At 70.3% G+C, this 16,762-nt stretch carries 13 protein-coding genes; all 13 read left to right on the forward strand.

Features of this window, described 5'->3' with window-relative positions; translation table 11 throughout:
* The first annotated feature begins 123 nt into the window (after positions 1 to 123).
* The 13 genes from uvrC (at position 124) to ACIBAF_RS19455 (ending at position 16,733) form a co-directional block, all read left to right on the forward strand.
* The gene (uvrC, locus tag ACIBAF_RS19395) at positions 124 to 2,178 is read left to right on the forward strand and encodes an excinuclease ABC subunit UvrC (RefSeq protein WP_399464427.1); all 2,055 of its coding nucleotides are present in this window, start codon (positions 124 to 126) and stop codon (positions 2,176 to 2,178) included.
* The gene (rapZ, locus tag ACIBAF_RS19400) at positions 2,175 to 3,173 is read left to right on the forward strand and encodes an RNase adapter RapZ (RefSeq protein ID WP_399464428.1); all 999 of its coding nucleotides are present in this window, start codon (positions 2,175 to 2,177) and stop codon (positions 3,171 to 3,173) included. The genes uvrC and rapZ overlap by 4 nt, the downstream gene beginning before the upstream one ends.
* The gene (gene yvcK / locus ACIBAF_RS19405) at positions 3,170 to 4,237 is read left to right on the forward strand and encodes a uridine diphosphate-N-acetylglucosamine-binding protein YvcK (protein ID WP_399464429.1); all 1,068 of its coding nucleotides are present in this window, start codon (positions 3,170 to 3,172) and stop codon (positions 4,235 to 4,237) included. The genes rapZ and yvcK overlap by 4 nt, the downstream gene beginning before the upstream one ends.
* Entirely contained in the window at positions 4,228 to 5,217 is a 990-nt protein-coding gene (gene whiA, locus ACIBAF_RS19410; protein WP_399464430.1) for a DNA-binding protein WhiA, read from the forward strand. The genes yvcK and whiA overlap by 10 nt, the downstream gene beginning before the upstream one ends.
* 166 nt (positions 5,218 to 5,383) lie before the next feature.
* Positions 5,384 to 8,338, forward strand: coding sequence for a M14 family zinc carboxypeptidase (locus tag ACIBAF_RS19415; RefSeq protein ID WP_399464431.1), 2,955 nt, complete (start codon positions 5,384 to 5,386; stop codon positions 8,336 to 8,338).
* A 229-nt stretch (positions 8,339 to 8,567) separates the two neighbouring features.
* Positions 8,568 to 9,578 (forward strand): type I glyceraldehyde-3-phosphate dehydrogenase, encoded by a 1,011-nt coding sequence (gene gap / locus ACIBAF_RS19420; RefSeq protein WP_399464432.1) that lies wholly within the window; start codon positions 8,568 to 8,570, stop codon positions 9,576 to 9,578.
* A gap of 110 nt (positions 9,579 to 9,688) precedes the next feature.
* Entirely contained in the window at positions 9,689 to 10,900 is a 1,212-nt protein-coding gene (locus ACIBAF_RS19425; RefSeq protein WP_399464433.1) for a phosphoglycerate kinase, read from the forward strand.
* A gap of 6 nt (positions 10,901 to 10,906) precedes the next feature.
* On the forward strand, positions 10,907 to 11,683 hold the full coding sequence (gene tpiA / locus ACIBAF_RS19430) for a triose-phosphate isomerase (RefSeq protein ID WP_399464434.1): 777 nt from the start codon (positions 10,907 to 10,909) through the stop codon (positions 11,681 to 11,683).
* Positions 11,684 to 11,815: 132 nt separating this feature from the next.
* Positions 11,816 to 12,046 carry a preprotein translocase subunit SecG gene (gene secG, locus ACIBAF_RS19435; protein WP_399464435.1) on the forward strand — a complete coding sequence of 77 codons (231 nt, stop codon included), beginning with the start codon at positions 11,816 to 11,818 and terminating at the stop codon, positions 12,044 to 12,046.
* 211 nt (positions 12,047 to 12,257) lie between these two features.
* Positions 12,258 to 12,593 carry an RNA polymerase-binding protein RbpA gene (locus ACIBAF_RS19440; protein ID WP_078615979.1) on the forward strand — a complete coding sequence of 112 codons (336 nt, stop codon included), beginning with the start codon at positions 12,258 to 12,260 and terminating at the stop codon, positions 12,591 to 12,593.
* 233 nt (positions 12,594 to 12,826) lie between these two features.
* On the forward strand, positions 12,827 to 14,020 hold the full coding sequence (locus ACIBAF_RS19445) for an MFS transporter (RefSeq protein WP_399464436.1): 1,194 nt from the start codon (positions 12,827 to 12,829) through the stop codon (positions 14,018 to 14,020).
* 73 nt (positions 14,021 to 14,093) lie between these two features.
* Positions 14,094 to 15,746 (forward strand): glucose-6-phosphate isomerase, encoded by a 1,653-nt coding sequence (gene pgi, locus ACIBAF_RS19450; RefSeq protein ID WP_399464437.1) that lies wholly within the window; start codon positions 14,094 to 14,096, stop codon positions 15,744 to 15,746.
* 120 nt (positions 15,747 to 15,866) lie between these two features.
* Entirely contained in the window at positions 15,867 to 16,733 is an 867-nt protein-coding gene (locus ACIBAF_RS19455) for a hypothetical protein (protein WP_399464438.1), read from the forward strand.
* Positions 16,734 to 16,762: the final 29 nt, after the last annotated feature.

The following is a 16,762-nucleotide window of genomic DNA, read 5'->3' on the forward strand; positions in this document are numbered from 1 at the left end:
GGCCGAGTCGGCGCTCCCGGGGCCGCCCCTCCTGCGCCCCGCTCGTCCACAGCCCCGCCGGACACCCCGACCGTTGTCCACAGCCCCACCGGAGTGTCACCCCGCGCCAGTAGGGTGTGAGACATGGCCGACCCCTCCAGCTACCGCCCCAAGCCGGGACAGATCCCGGACTCACCGGGGGTGTACCGATTCCGCGACGAGCACCGCCGGGTGATCTACGTCGGAAAGGCGAAGAGCCTGCGCCAGCGCCTGGCGAACTACTTCCAGGACGTGGCGGGCCTGCACCCGCGCACCCGCACGATGGTCACCACGGCCGCGTCGGTGGAGTGGACGGTGGTGTCCACGGAGGTCGAGGCGCTGCAGCTGGAGTACTCCTGGATCAAGGAGTACGACCCCCGGTTCAACGTCAAGTACCGCGACGACAAGAGCTACCCGTACCTCGCGGTCACGATGAACGAGCAGTTCCCGCGCGTGCAGGTGATGCGCGGCCACAAGAAGAAGGGCGTCAGGTACTTCGGGCCGTACGCGCACGCGTGGGCGATCCGGGACACCGTCGACCTGCTGCTGCGCGTCTTCCCCGTGCGCACCTGCTCCGCCGGCGTCTTCAAGAACGCCGCCCGCACCGGCCGGCCCTGTCTGCTCGGCTACATCGGCAAGTGCTCCGCGCCCTGCGTGGGCCGGATCCCGGCCGACGAGCACTGGGAACTCGCCGACGAGTTCTGCGACTTCATGGCCGGCCGCACCGGCGCCTACCTCCGCCGTCTGGAGAAGCAGATGATGGAGGCGGCCGAGGAGATGGAGTACGAGCGGGCCGCCCGCCTGCGCGACGACATCGAGGCGCTGAAGAAGGCCATGGAGAAGAACGCGGTCGTGCTCGCGGACGCGACCGACGCGGACCTGATCGCGGTCGCCGAGGACGAGCTGGAGGCGGCCGTCCAGATCTTCCACGTCCGCGGCGGACGGGTGCGCGGCCAGCGCGGCTGGGTCACCGACAAGGTCGAGGACGTCACGACCGGCGCCCTCGTCGAGCACGCCCTCCAGCAGTTGTACGGCGAGGAGACGGGCGACTCCGTCCCCAAGGAGGTTCTGGTCCCCGCCCTGCCCGAGCCGGTCGAACCCGTGCAGGAGTGGCTCACCGGGCGGCGCGGGTCCAACGTGTCGCTGCGCATCCCGCAGCGGGGCGACAAGAAGGCCCTCATGGAGACCGTCGAGCGCAACGCACAGCAGGCGCTCGTCCTGCACAAGACGAAGCGGGCCTCCGACCTGACCACGCGCTCGCGTGCCCTGGAGGAGATCGCCGAGGCCCTCGACCTGGACAGCGCCCCGCTGCGCATCGAGTGCTACGACATCTCCCACCTCCAGGGGGACGACGTCGTGGCCTCCATGGTCGTCTTCGAGGACGGTCTGCAGCGCAAGAGCGAGTACCGCCGCTTCCAGATCAAGGGCTTCGAGGGCCAGGACGACGTCCGCTCCATGCACGAGGTGATCACCCGCCGCTTCCGGCGCTACCTCGCGGAGAAGGAGCGGACGGGCGAATGGGTCGACGAGGAGCCGGACGGCGACCTCGGCCAGGGCCTGAAGGACGAGGAGGGCCGCCCCAAGCGCTTCGCCTACCCGCCCCAGCTCGTCGTCGTCGACGGCGGACAGCCGCAGGTCGCGGCCGCCAAGCGGGCGCTGGACGAGCTCGGTATCGACGACATCGCCGTCTGCGGCCTCGCCAAGCGGCTGGAGGAGGTCTGGCTGCCGGACGACGACGACCCGGTCGTCCTGCCCCGCAGCAGCGAGGGCCTCTACCTGCTCCAGCGCGTCCGGGACGAGGCCCACCGCTTCGCGATCACCTATCAGCGCACCAAGCGGGCCAAGCGCTTCCGCGCTGGTCCGCTGGACGAGGTGCCGGGGCTCGGCGAGGCGCGCAAGCAGGCGCTGATCAAGCACTTCGGCTCGGTGAAGAGGCTCCGCGCCGCGACGATCGAGCAGATCTGCGAGGTCCCCGGCATAGGCCGCAAGACGGCCGAGACCATCGCCGTGGCCCTCGCCCAGGCGGCACCGCCCGCCCCCGCCGTGAACACGGCGACCGGAGAGATCATTGATGATGAGGAACCCGGCACCACGACGGGTTCCCCCGGAGACCCCGTGACGGCGGGCGCCCCGGAAGAACGACGGGGGCAGGAGACATGACCGAGCACGAGACCCACCCCACAGACCGGCGAGAACAGACCCCTGCGGGCCCCGACAGCCCCCAGCAGGAAGCACGCCAGGAAGACGGAGCACAGGTGAGTACGGACGTCACCCCACCAGGGATCCCCGAGGCGGCCATCCCCGAGCTGGTGATCATCTCCGGCATGTCCGGGGCCGGCCGCTCGACGGCGGCCAAGTGTCTGGAGGACCTCGGCTGGTTCGTCGTCGACAACCTCCCGCCCGCCCTGATCCCCACCATGGTGGAGCTGGGCGCCCGCTCCCAGGGCAACGTGGCGCGGATCGCGGTCGTCGTCGACGTCCGCGGCCGGCGCTTCTTCGACAACCTCCGCGAGTCCCTCGCCGACCTGGAGTCGAGGAACGTCACACGGCGGATCGTCTTCCTGGAGTCCTCCGACGACGCCCTGGTGCGCCGCTTCGAGTCCGTGCGCCGCCCGCACCCCCTGCAGGGCGACGGCCGCATCGTCGACGGCATCGACGCCGAGCGCGAGCTGCTGCGCGAGCTGCGCGGCGACGCGGACCTGGTGATCGACACCTCCAGCCTCAACGTGCACGAGCTGCGCGCCAAGATGGACGCCCAGTTCGCGGGCGAGGAGGAGCCCGAACTGCGGGCCACCGTCATGTCCTTCGGCTTCAAGTACGGCCTGCCGGTCGACGCCGACCTGGTCGTGGACATGCGGTTCCTGCCCAACCCTCACTGGGTGCCGGAGCTGCGCCCCTACACCGGCCTCAACGAGGAGGTCGCGACGTACGTCCTCAACCAGCCCGGCGCGAAGGAGTTCCTCGACCGGTACGCGGAGCTCCTCCAGCTGGTTGCCGCGGGCTACCGTCGAGAGGGCAAGCGTTATGTGACCATCGCGGTCGGCTGTACGGGCGGCAAGCACCGCTCGGTGGCCATGTCGGAGAAGCTCGCCGCGCGCCTCGCGGCCGAGGGCGTGGAGACGGTGGTCGTACACCGGGACATGGGACGGGAATGACAGGACGTACTCCGCGGCTCGGCCGGCTGCGCAGGGTCGCCCCCGAGGGGCGCGCGGGCCGGCCGGTCGAGGCCCGCGGCGGCAAACCGCGCCGCCGCGGCACCCAGCCCAAGGTCGTCGCCCTCGGCGGCGGCATGGGCCTGTCCGCCTCGCTCACCGCACTGCGCCGGATCACCGGCGACCTCACCGGCGTGGTCACGGTGGCCGACGACGGCGGCTCCAGCGGACGCCTGCGCGACGAGCTGGGCGTGCTGCCGCCCGGCGACCTGCGCAAGGCGCTGGCCGCCCTGTGCGGCGACGACGACTGGGGCCAGACCTGGGCCCGGGTCATCCAGCACCGCTTCCAGTCGCAGGGCGAGATCAACGGCCACGCGGTCGGCAACCTGCTGATCGTCGCGCTGTGGGAACAGCTCGGCGACCACGTCCAGGCCCTGGATCTGGTGGGCAAGCTGCTCGGCGCGCAGGGACGGGTGCTGCCCATGTCCGCCGTGCCGCTGGAGCTCCAGGCGCTGGTCAAGGGGCACGACCCGGACCGGCCGGACGACATCGACACCGTCCGGGGACAGGCGACCGTGGCGCTGACGCGCGGCGAGGTGCAGTCCGTCCACCTGGTGCCGAACGACCCGCCGGCCGTCCCCGAGGCCGTCGCCGCCGTCCTGGACGCGGACTGGGTGGTGCTCGGGCCCGGCTCCTGGTTCTCCTCGGTCATGCCGCACCTGCTGGTGCCCGACCTGCTGGACGCCCTCATGGAGACGAAGGCGCGCCGGGTGCTCTCGTTGAACCTCGCCCCGCAACCGGGAGAAACCGACGGCTTCTCCCCGCAGCGTCATTTGGAGGTTTTGGGACGACACGCCCCTAAACTCGCCCTGGACGTGGTGCTGGCCGACGAGGCAGCCGCGCCCGACCGCGACTCGCTGACCGACGCCGCCAAACGGTTCGGGGCCGCGGTCGAGCTGGCGCCGGTGGCCCGGCCCGACGGAACCCCGAGGCATGACCCGGAGCTGTTGGCCGCCGCGTACGACCGTATTTTTCGGATGCATGGAAGGATCGGCCCATGGCGATGACGGCAGCGGTGAAGGACGAGATCTCCCGGCTCCCCGTCACCCGGACCTGCTGCAGAAAGGCGGAGGTCTCCGCCATTCTGCGGTTCGCCGGCGGCCTCCACCTGGTGAGCGGGCGCATCGTGATCGAGGCGGAGCTGGACACCGCGATGGCGGCCCGGCGGCTCAAGCGAGACATCCTGGAGATCTTCGGCCACAGCTCGGAGCTGATCGTGATGGCTCCGGGCGGTCTGCGCCGCGGCTCGCGCTATGTCGTGCGCGTGGTCGCGGGCGGCGACCAGCTGGCCCGGCAGACGGGGCTCGTGGACGGCCGCGGCCGTCCGATCCGGGGCCTGCCCCCGCAGGTGGTCTCCGGCGCGACCTGTGACGCGGAGGCGGCCTGGCGGGGCGCCTTCCTGGCGCACGGCTCGCTCACCGAGCCCGGCCGCTCCTCCTCCCTGGAGGTGACCTGCCCGGGCCCGGAGGCCGCGCTCGCGCTGGTCGGCGCCGCCCGTCGGCTCTCCATCGCCGCGAAGGCCCGCGAGGTGCGCGGGGTCGACCGGGTCGTCGTCCGCGACGGCGACGCGATCGGGGCGCTGCTCACCCGGCTCGGCGCACACGAGTCGGTGCTGGCCTGGGAGGAGCGCCGGATGCGCCGCGAGGTGCGGGCCACGGCGAACCGGCTCGCCAACTTCGACGACGCCAACCTGCGCCGCTCCGCCCGCGCGGCCGTCGCCGCCGGGGCCCGCGTCCAGCGCGCCCTGGAGATCCTCGGCGAGGAGGTGCCTGAGCATCTCGCGGCGGCCGGCCGGCTGCGCATGGACCACAAGCAGGCCTCCCTGGAGGAGCTGGGCGCGCTCGCCGACCCGCCGCTGACGAAGGACGCGGTCGCCGGCCGGATCCGCCGCCTGCTGGCGATGGCCGACAAGCGCGCCTCCGACCTCGGCATCCCGGGAACGGATGCCAACCTCAGCGAGGAGCTCGCCGACAACCTGGTCGGCTGACGACTCGTCAGAATGCCGGTGGTGTCATCGTGGTGTCATCCGATGGGGTGACACCACGGTGACACCACCGGCATGTGCACAACCTTGAGGCGCCCTTGACTGGATCATGATCTGTCATGAGCCTGGCAGAGTTCGCTGCTGTGGCGAACTCACGCTAGGGGGGTTCATGAGACGTAGAGCGAGATCGATCCTCGCTGTCGGCGCCCTGCTGCTCGGCGGAGCGGCGCTCGCACCCATCGCCCAGGCGCAGCCCGCAAACTCGCCGAAACCCGACCCGGACGAGGTCAAGGTCTTCCGCGCCGAGATCACCAAGAAGCAGGTGCCCCTGCTGCTGGCGGCCGGTCAGGACGGCCACGAACTCAGCGAGCAGGCGCCCGCCAAGGGCACCGCCACGGTCGAGGTGTACCTCACCGACAAGCAGGCGGAGAAGCTTCAGAGGCAGGGTGTCCAGCTCACTGAGCACGCGCTTTCGGCCAAGGCGGAGAACCGCGTCGAGGCCGCCGCCGAGGGCGTGTTCCGCCCGTACGGCGGAAGCGGCGGCCTGAAGGAGGAGATCCTCCGCACCGGCCAGGAGAACCCCGGCCTCACCAAGGTCGTCTCCATCGGAAAGACCGTCAACGGCCAGGACATCCTCGCTCTCAAACTGACCAAGGGCGCGAAGAAGTCCAAGGACGGCTCCAAGCCGTCGGTCCTGTACATGTCCAACCAGCACGCGCGCGAGTGGATCACCCCGGAGATGACCCGCCGGCTGATGCACTACTACCTGGACAACTACAAGACCGACAAGCGCGTCAAGAAGATCGTCGACTCCACCGAAGTGTGGTTCGTTATCTCGGCCAACCCCGACGGCTACGACTACACCTTCAAAAACTCCGACACCCGGCTGTGGCGCAAGAACCTGCGGGACGTCAACGGCGACGGTGTGATCTCCACCGGCGACGGCGTCGACCTCAACCGCAACTTCGCCTACAAGTGGGGCTACGACGACGAGGGTTCGTCTCCCAACCCCACCAGCGAGACCTACCGCGGCGCGAGCCCCGCCTCCGAGCCCGAGACCAAGGCGCTCGACGCCTTCGAGAAGCGGATCGGGTTCACGTACGGCATCAACTACCACTCCGCGGCCGAACTGCTCCTCTACGGCGTCGGCTGGCAGGTCGCCACCGACACCCCCGACGACGTCGCCTACAAGGCGCTCGCCGGCACCCCTGACAACAGCGCCGTCCCGGGCTACCACCCGCAGGTCTCCTCGGAGCTCTACACCACCAACGGCGAGGCGGACGGCCACGCGTCGAACGTCAACGGCCTCGCCATGTTCACCCCGGAGATGTCGACCTGTCAGACCGCGTCGAACATCGACCCGAACGACCAGTGGAACGCCTCCGACTGCCAGTCGGGCTTCAACTTCCCGGACGACGAGAAGCTGATCCAGGACGAGTTCGCCAAGAACGTCCCGTTCGCGCTCTCCGTCGCCGAGTCCGCCGCCCAGCCCGACCAGCCGAAGTCCTCGGTCGGCCTGAAGGCCGCCGACTTCACCCCGGCGCCGTTCACCACGTCGTACTCGCGCGGCGCCGACCAGGAGGTCTCCGTCGTCGTACGCAAGGCGATCCGGGACAAGGAGCTCAAGTACCGCGTCAACGGAGGCCGTACGCACGACCGGGCGCTCAGGGCCTGGAAGGGCGGCGAGACCTACGGCGGGGACGACAACCTCTACTTCGACGAGTACCGCGCCAAGGTGCGAGACGGGAAACCGGGCGACAAGGTCGAGGTGTGGTTCACCGGCGAGACCAAGGCCGGCAAGAAGGTCTCCAGCTCGCACTTCACGTACACGATCGCCGCACGCCCCAAGGCCGGCACACTCGTCGTCGCCGAGGAGGGCGCGGCCGCTGCACAGGCCCAGACCTACGTCGACGCGCTGAAGGCCAACGGCCGCAACGCGGTCGTCTGGGACGTCGCCGCGCAGGGCGCGCCCGACGCGCTCGGCGTGCTGAGCCACTTCGACACGGTCGTCCACTACACGGGCGCGAGCGTCCCCGGCAACCCGACCCAGCTCGAACTGCGGGCCTTCCTCAACGAGGGCGGCAAGCTGATCGAGGCGGGCGAGCAGGCCGGCGGCGCCGTCGACCTCGGCGACGGCACCCCGTCCAACGACTTCAGCCAGTACTACCTGGGCGCCTACTCCCGTACCTCGACCCCCGGCGCCACCGGCTTCTCCGGCTCCGGAAAGCTCGGCGGCCTCAGCGGGGCCCTCGGCGCCGCGCCCGGCAACCCGCTCGACAGGGCGGGCACCTACGGGGTCACCTCGGACGAGCTGCCGGCCGCCTCCCACCCGCAGTTCGCCAGCGCGGGCGCGGGCCGGTTCGCCGGGACGGTCAACCCGTACGGGCCGTACACGGGCTCGTACATGGCCGCCGCCGTGCACACCGACGACGCCTACAAGCGCCTCACCCGCACCATCGACCTCAGCGGCGTCGGCGCGGCGAGCAAGCCCACCCTGCGGACCCAGCTCCTGTGGGACACCGAGCCCGGCTACGACAACGCGATCGTCGAGATCCACACGGTCGGCGCCGACGACTGGACCACGCTCCCCGAGACGGGCGGCGCCACCACGGCCGCCGTGCCCGCGGACTGCGGCGCCGGCTTCTACATCACCGAACACCCGTGGCTGCGGCACTACCTCACCCTCGGCGCAGGCGCCTGCACCGCGACCGGCTCCACCGGTTCCTGGAACGCCCTCACCGGCGCCTCCAGCGGCTGGCAGCAGGTGAACTTCGACCTGAGCGCGTACGCGGGCAAGAACGTCGAGGTGTCGATCTCCTACGTCACCGACCCCGGCAGCGGCGGCCACGGCGTCCTCGCGGACGACGCCTCGCTGGTCGTCGGGGGCGCCGTCACCCAGGCCGAGGGCTTCGAGACGTCGCTCGGCGCCTGGAAGGCCGCGGGTCCGCCCGCGGGCAGCCCGGCCGTCCTGAAGGACTGGACGCGCACCGGCGCCCTGTTCCAGACGTACGGCGCGGTCACCACCGACGACACCGTGCTGCTGGGCTTCGGCCTGGAACACGTCACCTCGGCGGCCGACCGCAACGCGCTCATCGGAAAGGCGCTCGACTCACTTGAGAGCTGACACGCCGAAGTCAACCCCGCATGATCGTTCGTAACCGAATCGAGTGATCGGGCCTTCCGGCCCGGGCGGTCCGTACCCCTACTGGTGGGTACGGGCCGCCCTGCCGTGTATGGGCGGACTCGATGTCACTGCCGAGGCCTCGGAGAGGTAGGGTCGGGGGTGGTCGGGGACATCCCAAATACAGCTCGCCGGCACCGCATAGCCGGCGTACCAACGAGGAGATCGGTTCGTGACGATCCGCGTAGGCATCAACGGCTTTGGCCGCATCGGTCGTAACTACTTCCGCGCGCTGCTGGAGCAGGGTGCTGACATCGAGATCGTGGCTGTCAACGACCTGGGTGACACCGCGACTACCGCACACCTCCTGAAGTACGACACCATCCTGGGCCGCCTCAAGGCCGAGGTGTCGCACACCGCCGACACGATCACGGTCGACGGCCACACCATCAAGGTGCTCTCCGAGCGCAACCCCGCGGACATCCCGTGGGGCGAGCTCGGCGTCGACATCGTCATCGAGTCGACCGGCATCTTCACCAAGAAGGCCGACGCCGAGAAGCACATCGCCGGCGGCGCCAAGAAGGTCCTCATCTCGGCTCCGGCCAAGGACGAGGACATCACCATCGTGATGGGCGTCAACCAGGACAAGTACGACGCGGCCAGCCACCACGTCATCTCCAACGCCTCCTGCACCACCAACTGTGTGGCACCGATGGCCAAGGTCCTCGACGAGAACTTCGGCATCGTCAAGGGCCTGATGACGACGGTCCACGCGTACACCAACGACCAGCGCATCCTGGACTTCCCGCACTCCGACCTGCGCCGCGCCCGCGCCGCCGCGGAGAACATCATCCCGACCACGACGGGCGCCGCCAAGGCCACCGCCCTGGTCCTGCCGCAGCTCAAGGGCAAGCTCGACGGCATCGCGATGCGCGTCCCGGTCCCCACCGGCTCGGCCACCGACCTGGTCGTGACCCTCCAGCGCGAGGTCACCAAGGACGAGGTCAACGCCGCGTTCAAGAAGGCCTCCGAGGACGGCGACCTCAAGGGCTACCTGACGTACACCGAGGACCCGATCGTCTCCTCGGACATCGTCGGCGACCCGGCCTCCTGCACCTTCGACTCCTCCCTGACCATGGTCCAGGAGGGCAACTCGGTGAAGATCCTCGGCTGGTACGACAACGAGTGGGGCTACTCCAACCGCCTCGTCGACCTGACGGTCTTCGTCGGCGGCCAGCTCTGATCGACAGATCAGGCACCTCGATGTGAGTGCAGGGCTCGGGCGGCGCAGGGACGCGCCGCCCGAGCCCTGCGTCACGTACCGACAGCCCTCTCACGCCAGGAGTCCCCGTAATGAAGACGATCGACGAACTTCTCGCCGAAGGCGTCGCAGGCAAGCGGGTCTTCGTCCGCGCCGACCTCAACGTGCCGCTCGATGGCGGCGCCATCACCGACGACGGCCGGATCCGCGCCGTGCTGCCCACCGTCAAGGCCCTCGCGGAGGCGGGCGCCAAGGTGGTCGTCGCCTCGCACCTGGGCCGGCCCAAGGGCGCGCCGGACCCGGCCTTCTCCCTCGCCCCCGCCGCCGCCCGGCTGGGCGAACTCCTCGGCTCCGCCGTGGCCTTCGCGACCGACACGGTCGGCGAGTCGGCGCAGTCGACGGTCGCGGGCCTGGGCGACGGCCGGGTCGCCGTCATCGAGAACCTGCGGTTCAACGCCGGCGAGACCGCCAAGGACGACGCCGAGCGCGGCGCCTTCGCCGACCGGCTCGCCGCCCTGGCCGACGTCTACGTCGGCGACGGCTTCGGCGCGGTGCACCGTAAGCACGCGTCCGTCTACGACCTCCCGGCGCGGCTGCCGCACGCCGCCGGCTTCCTGATCGCCACCGAGGTCGGCGTCCTGAAGAAGCTCACCGAGGACGTCAAGCGGCCCTACGTCGTCGCGCTCGGCGGCGCCAAGGTCTCCGACAAGCTCGCCGTCATCGACCAGCTGCTCGGCAAGGCCGACCGCATCCTCATCGGCGGCGGCATGGCCTACACCTTCCTCAAGGCCCAGGGACACGAGGTCGGCATCTCCCTCCTCCAGGAGGACCAGGTCCCCGCGGTGCAGGAGTACATCGAGCGCGCGGAGAAGACCGGCGTCGAGCTGGTCCTGCCGGTCGACGTCCTCGTCGCCCCCGAGTTCCCGGACCTGAAGACGAAGGCACCCGCGAACCCCACCACGGTCGCCGCGGACGCGATCCCCGCCGACCAGGAGGGTCTGGACATCGGTCCCGAGACCCGCAAGCTGTACGCCTCGAAGCTCGCCGACGCCGCCACCGTCTTCTGGAACGGGCCCATGGGCGTCTTCGAGCACCCCGACTACGCCGAGGGCACCAAGGCGGTCGCCCAGGACCTCATCGACTCCCCGGCCTTCACGGTCGTCGGCGGCGGCGACTCCGCCGCGGCCGTTCGCCTCCTGGGCTTCGACGAGAACGCATTCGGCCACATCTCGACCGGCGGCGGCGCCTCCCTCGAATACCTCGAGGGCAAGACGCTCCCCGGCCTCGCCGCACTGGAGGACTGACCCCGCATGACCACTCGCACGCCGCTGATGGCGGGCAACTGGAAGATGAACCTCAACCACCTCGAGGCCATCGCCCACGTCCAGAAGCTCGCCTTCGCCCTCGCCGACAAGGACTACGACGCCGTCGAGGTCGCCGTCCTGCCGCCCTTCACCGACCTGCGCTCCGTGCAGACCCTGGTGGACGGCGACAAGCTCAAGATCAAGTACGGCGCCCAGGACATCTCGGCGCACGACTCCGGCGCCTACACCGGCGAGATCTCCGGCCCCATGCTCGCCAAGCTGAAGTGCACGTTCGTGGCCATCGGCCACTCCGAGCGCCGCCAGTACCACAACGAGACCGACGAGCTCGTGAACGCCAAGGTCAAGGCCGCCTACAAGCACGGCCTGACCCCGATCCTGTGCGTGGGCGAGGAGCTGGAGGTCCGCGAGGCGGGCAACCACGTCTCGCACACCCTCGCCCAGGTCGAGGGCGGTCTGAAGGACCTCCCGGCCGAGCAGGCCGAGTCCGTCGTGATCGCCTACGAGCCCGTCTGGGCCATCGGCACCGGCAAGGTCTGCGGCGCCGAGGACGCGCAGGAGGTCTGCGCCGCCATCCGCGCCAAGATCGCCGAGCTGTACACCCAGGAGCTGGCCGACCAGGTCCGCATCCAGTACGGCGGCTCCGTGAAGTCCGGCAACGTCGCCGAGATCATGGCGCAGGCCGACATCGACGGCGCGTTGGTCGGCGGCGCCTCGCTGGACGTCGACGAGTTCGTCAAGATCGTGCGCTTCCGCGACCAGTGATCCCACGGTGATCCGAGCTGTGAGTATGCGGTAGCGGCGATCCGTCGTACCCTTGCGGGGGCATAGCGGATGACGCTATGCCCCCGCTGTTCATCCGAGTCGTTATCCGAATCCGAGGAAGTTGGTCCAGCCGTGGTTTTGGGGTTCTCGATCGCCCTGATCGTCTTCAGCCTGCTGCTGATGCTGCTGGTGCTGATGCACAAGGGGAAGGGCGGCGGCCTCTCCGACATGTTCGGTGGCGGCATGCAGTCCTCCGTCGGCGGCTCCTCGGTCGCCGAGCGCAACCTCGACCGCATCACCGTCGTCATCGGTTTCCTGTGGTTCGCCTGCATCATCGTCCTCGGCATCGTGATGAAGAACTGATCGGCGTCTCCCAGGTACGCACATTCCGGTACGTAAGGCCCCATGTTCGGTACGCGCAGCTGAGCGCGGCCTATCATGGGGCTTGCGTCTAGGTGTGGGAGCTGTAACTCCAATCACTGGACGCGCGTTGGGCCTTACGTAGACTGAGGCGCTCGCAGCGAAGCGAAACGCCGACTCGCTTTGCGGCACCATCACGCAGGGAGTTACGACCGTGGCAAGTGGCAACGCGATCCGAGGAAGCCGGGTCGGGGCGGGGCCGATGGGCGAGGCCGAGCGGGGCGAGTCCGCGCCGCGTCTGCGCATCTCCTTCTGGTGCTCCAACGGACACGAGACGGTGCCCAGCTTCGCCAGCGACGCGCAGGTTCCCGAGACCTGGGACTGCCCGCGCTGCGGCTTTCCCGCCGGACAGGACCGGGACAACCCCCCGGACCCACCGCGCACCGAGCCCTACAAGACGCACCTCGCCTACGTGCGGGAGCGGCGCAGCGACGCGGACGGCGAAGCGATCCTCGCCGAGGCGCTCGCGAAACTGCGGGGCGAGATCTAGAAGTTGACGAGACCGGCCGGGTGCCTCAGGGCGCCTGGCCGGAGTTGTTTCGCGGGTCGGTGCGGGGCCGTGCCCGGGCCGATTGTCAGTGGCGCCCTCTACGGTTTTCGTAGCGGTTCTCGTGTCTGCGGTGAACCGGCGAACCGTGAGGGGGACATGTGGCGGCGATCGGTGCGGTGAGCGGTCGCGCGCCCGCGTGGCGCGGGGGGTTCGGGCGGCTGTGGAGCGCCGCCGTGATCTCGCGCTTCGGGGACGCGCTGCGGACGACCGCGCTGCCCCTGCTCGCCGTGCAGCTCACGCACGAGCCGCTGGTCATCGCCTCCGTGACCGCCTGCGCCTACCTCCCCTGGCTGCTGTTCGGGCTGCTCGGCGGGGCCGTCGCCGACCGGGTCGACCAGCGGCGCGCGATGTGGGCCGTGGACACCGTGCGCGGCCTGCTCGTCGCCGCCTTCGCCCTCGCCGTGGGCCTCGGCCACGCCTCCATCCCCCTGCTGCTCGTCCTCGCCTTCCTGCTGACCACCCTTCAGACGCTCTTCGACAACGCCTCCACGGCCCTGCTGCCGTCCCTGGTGGACGCCGAGGCCCTCGGCGGGGCCAACGCCCGCCTGATGACCGGCCAGCAGCTCGCGGGCGGCCTGCTGGCGGGCCCGTTCGTGCCGCTGCTGCTCGGCGTGGGCGCCTGCATGCCGTTCGCCGCCGACGCGGGCACGTATCTGCTGGCCGCCGCCCTGGTGGCCTCCCTGCGGATACGGCCGGCCGAGCGGGAGCCGCGCCCCGCCGGCAGCACCCTGCGCGCGGAGATCGGCGCAGGCCTGCGCCACCTGTGGGGCGACCGCGTCCTGCGGCCGATCTGCCTGGCCACCCTGCTCTGCAACATCGGCATGGGCGCCCTGATCGCCACCCTGGTCCTGCACGTGACGCGCTGGCTGCACGCCGGCACCACCGAGTTCGCCGCCGCGATGACGGCGTACGCGCTCGGCAGCCTCGCCGGCGGCTTCCTCGCCCAACGCGTCGCGCGCCGCGTCGGCCGGGCCCGCGCCCTGCTGCTCGGCGGCACCGTCCAGACGGCTTCGCTGCTGCTCATGGGCACCGTGCGGCACCTCGGCGCCCTGCTCGCGGGCATGCTGCTGCTCGGCCTCATGAACATGGTGTGGAACGTCAACCAGGTCACGCTGATGCAGCAGCGCAGCCCGGCGCCCATGGTGGGCCGCATCGCCGCCGCCTTCCGCACGGCCTCCACCTCCGGCGCCCCCGTGGGCGCCCTGCTCGGCGGAGCGGCGGCCCGGGCCTTCGGCCTCAACGCGCCGGCACTGCTGGCGGCCCTGCTCTTCGCACTCGCCGTCGCCGCGTTGATACCGGCGGGCAAGGCGGACGTACCTGTTGTTGCCCCGCAGGACCGTGGCACGTCCGCTCACGTCACCTCCTGATCAACTAGGTTGGGAGCGGCGGGGCAAGCCGTGCGAGGCAGCACGGACAGGTGAGGAAGGGCTGAAGTCCGACATGAACGCAGACGGCCGTACGAGGCTCAACCAGACGCCCGAGTGGACCGCTCTGGCCAAACATCGCGAGGAACTCGGCGAGGTGCGGCTGCGCGAGCTGTTCGCCGCCGACCCCGAGCGCGGCGCCGGATACACGGTGCAGGTCGGGGACCTGCACATCGACTACTCCAAGCACCTCGTCACCGACGAGACGCTGCGGCTGTTGCGGGAGCTGGCCGCCGCCGGCGACGTCTTCGGTCTCCGGGACGCCATGTTCCGCGGCGAGAAGATCAACACCACCGAGGACCGGGCCGTCCTGCACACCGCGCTGCGCGCCCCGCGCGACGCGGTGATCGAGGTCGACGGGGAGAACGTCGTCCCGGCGGTGCACGCCGTGCTCGACAAGATGGCCGACTTCGCCGGACGCGTCCGCTCCGGGGCCTGGACGGGCCACACCGGCCGGCGCATCAAGAACGTGGTCAACATCGGCATCGGCGGCTCCGACCTGGGCCCGGCCATGGCCTACGAGGTGCTGCGCAGCTACACCGACCGTGACCTCACGGTCCGCTTCGTGTCGAACGTGGACGGCGCCGACCTGCACGAGGCCACCCGCGACCTGGACCCGGCCGAGACGCTGTTCATCATCGCGTCCAAGACGTTCACCACCATCGAGACGATCACCAACGCGACCTCGGCCCGCACCTGGCTGCTGGACGCGCTCGGTGGGGAAGAGCCGGCCGTCGCGAAGCACTTCGTCGCCCTGTCGACGAACGCCGAGAAGGTCGCCGGCTTCGGCATCGACACGGCCAACATGTTCGAGTTCTGGGACTGGGTCGGCGGCCGCTACTCCTACGACTCGGCGATCGGCCTGTCGCTGATGATCGCCATCGGGCCCGACCGCTTCCGCGAGATGCTCGACGGCTTCCACCTCGTCGACGAGCACTTCCGCACCGCGCCCGCCGAGTCCAACGTGCCGCTGCTGCTGGGCCTGCTGGGCATCTGGTACGGCAACTTCCACGACGCCCAGTCGCACGCGGTGCTGCCCTACAGCCACTACCTGTCCAAGTTCGCCGCCTACCTCCAGCAGCTGGACATGGAGTCCAACGGCAAGTACGTCGGGCGCGACGGCAAGGAGGTCGACTGGCAGACCGGCCCGATCGTCTGGGGCACGCCGGGCACCAACGGGCAGCACGCCTACTACCAGTTGATCCACCAGGGCACGAAACTCATCCCGGCCGACTTCATCGGCTTCGCCGAGCCGGTCGCCGAGCTGAGCGACGGGCTCAAGGCCCAGCACGACCTGCTGATGGCGAACTTCTTCGCGCAGACCCAGGCGCTGGCCTTCGGCAAGACGCCCGAGGAGGTGCGCGCGGAGGGCGTCCCGGAGGAGCTGGTGGCGCACAAGACGTTCAAGGGCGACCACCCCACGACCACGATCCTCGCCCGTGAGCTGACCCCTTCGGCCCTCGGTCAGCTCGTCGCGCTGTACGAGCACAAGGTCTTCGTACAGGGCGCGGTGTGGAACATCGACTCCTTCGACCAGTGGGGCGTGGAGCTCGGCAAGGTCCTCGCCAAGCGCGTCGAGCCGGCGTTGACGGAAGGCGCCGACGTACCGGGCCTCGACGGGTCGACGACGGCGCTCGTCGCCAAGTACCGGGAACTGCGCGGCCGGTAGGCGGCCCTGGAGGGGACGGGAAGCGGGCGGCGGAAGCCGGTCCGCTTCCCGTAAGATCCGCGAGGATCACGCAGCGACGACTCGGGGGAGTGGAAGTTGGCCGGTACGCGCGGGCACTGGATGAGCGACAGGCTGTCGATGCGGTCGATCCTCCAGCCGAAACAGGTGGCGCAGGCGTTGTATCACCCGGCGTGGATCCCGGCATCGGTCGATCCGTCCGTGGATCGGCTCAAGAAGGCACGCATCATCGTCGGAGCCGTCGCCGCTTTCGGCGTGTACACCTTCGTACAGCGCAAGTTCGCCTTCGAAGAAGTGCTGGAGAACATGCTGACGGCGGCCGTAGTCGTGCTCCTCATCACGCCGCTGACGGTCGGCGTGATGGTCTTCGTGTGGCGGCGTACCGGCACGGTCCGCCAGATGCGCGTGCCGCTCGTGAACTCCCTCAAGCTGCTGCTGTTCTTCATCGGCTCGGTCGTCGGGCTGGTGTTCCTGTGGCAGGGGACGATGGCGCTCGGCGGCTTCTGGTTGGTGCCGCTCGGCTTCACGGCGCTCTGGCTGACCGGCATGGTGGTCTACGGAGCGGTGCAGGTCTCCGGGAACTTCTTCGGCACGGCCGCCGTGCACCGGTCCCTGCCGCCGCTGCTCGCCACGGTGACGACCTGGCTGATGGCCGTCCCCGACCTCGTCACGGGCGACCTGCACGGGCTGAGCCTCACCATGGGCATCGTCTTCATCCTGGGCGCGCCGCTGACCGTCACGGCCATCGCGCTGCTGGAGACCCGTAGGCTCAAGCGGCGCTACGGCATCCGCCTCTCCGCCCACCCGGCCACCCTGCCGCCGACGTCGGCCGCGGCGCCGCCCCAGTTCCCGCCGCACGCAAGCCCGTACGGCCACCCCTACGGGGCGCCGTACGCCCCGCCGCCGCAGAACCCGTACGGCGGCGGCCCCTACCAGCCCTACAACGGACAGAACCCGTACGGCCGTTGACCGTACGGGTTCCGTGGAGAGCTGTCCGG

This window comes from Streptomyces sp. NPDC051677 (assembly GCF_044453465.1).
Classification (GTDB): Bacteria; Actinomycetota; Actinomycetes; order Streptomycetales; family Streptomycetaceae; genus Streptomyces.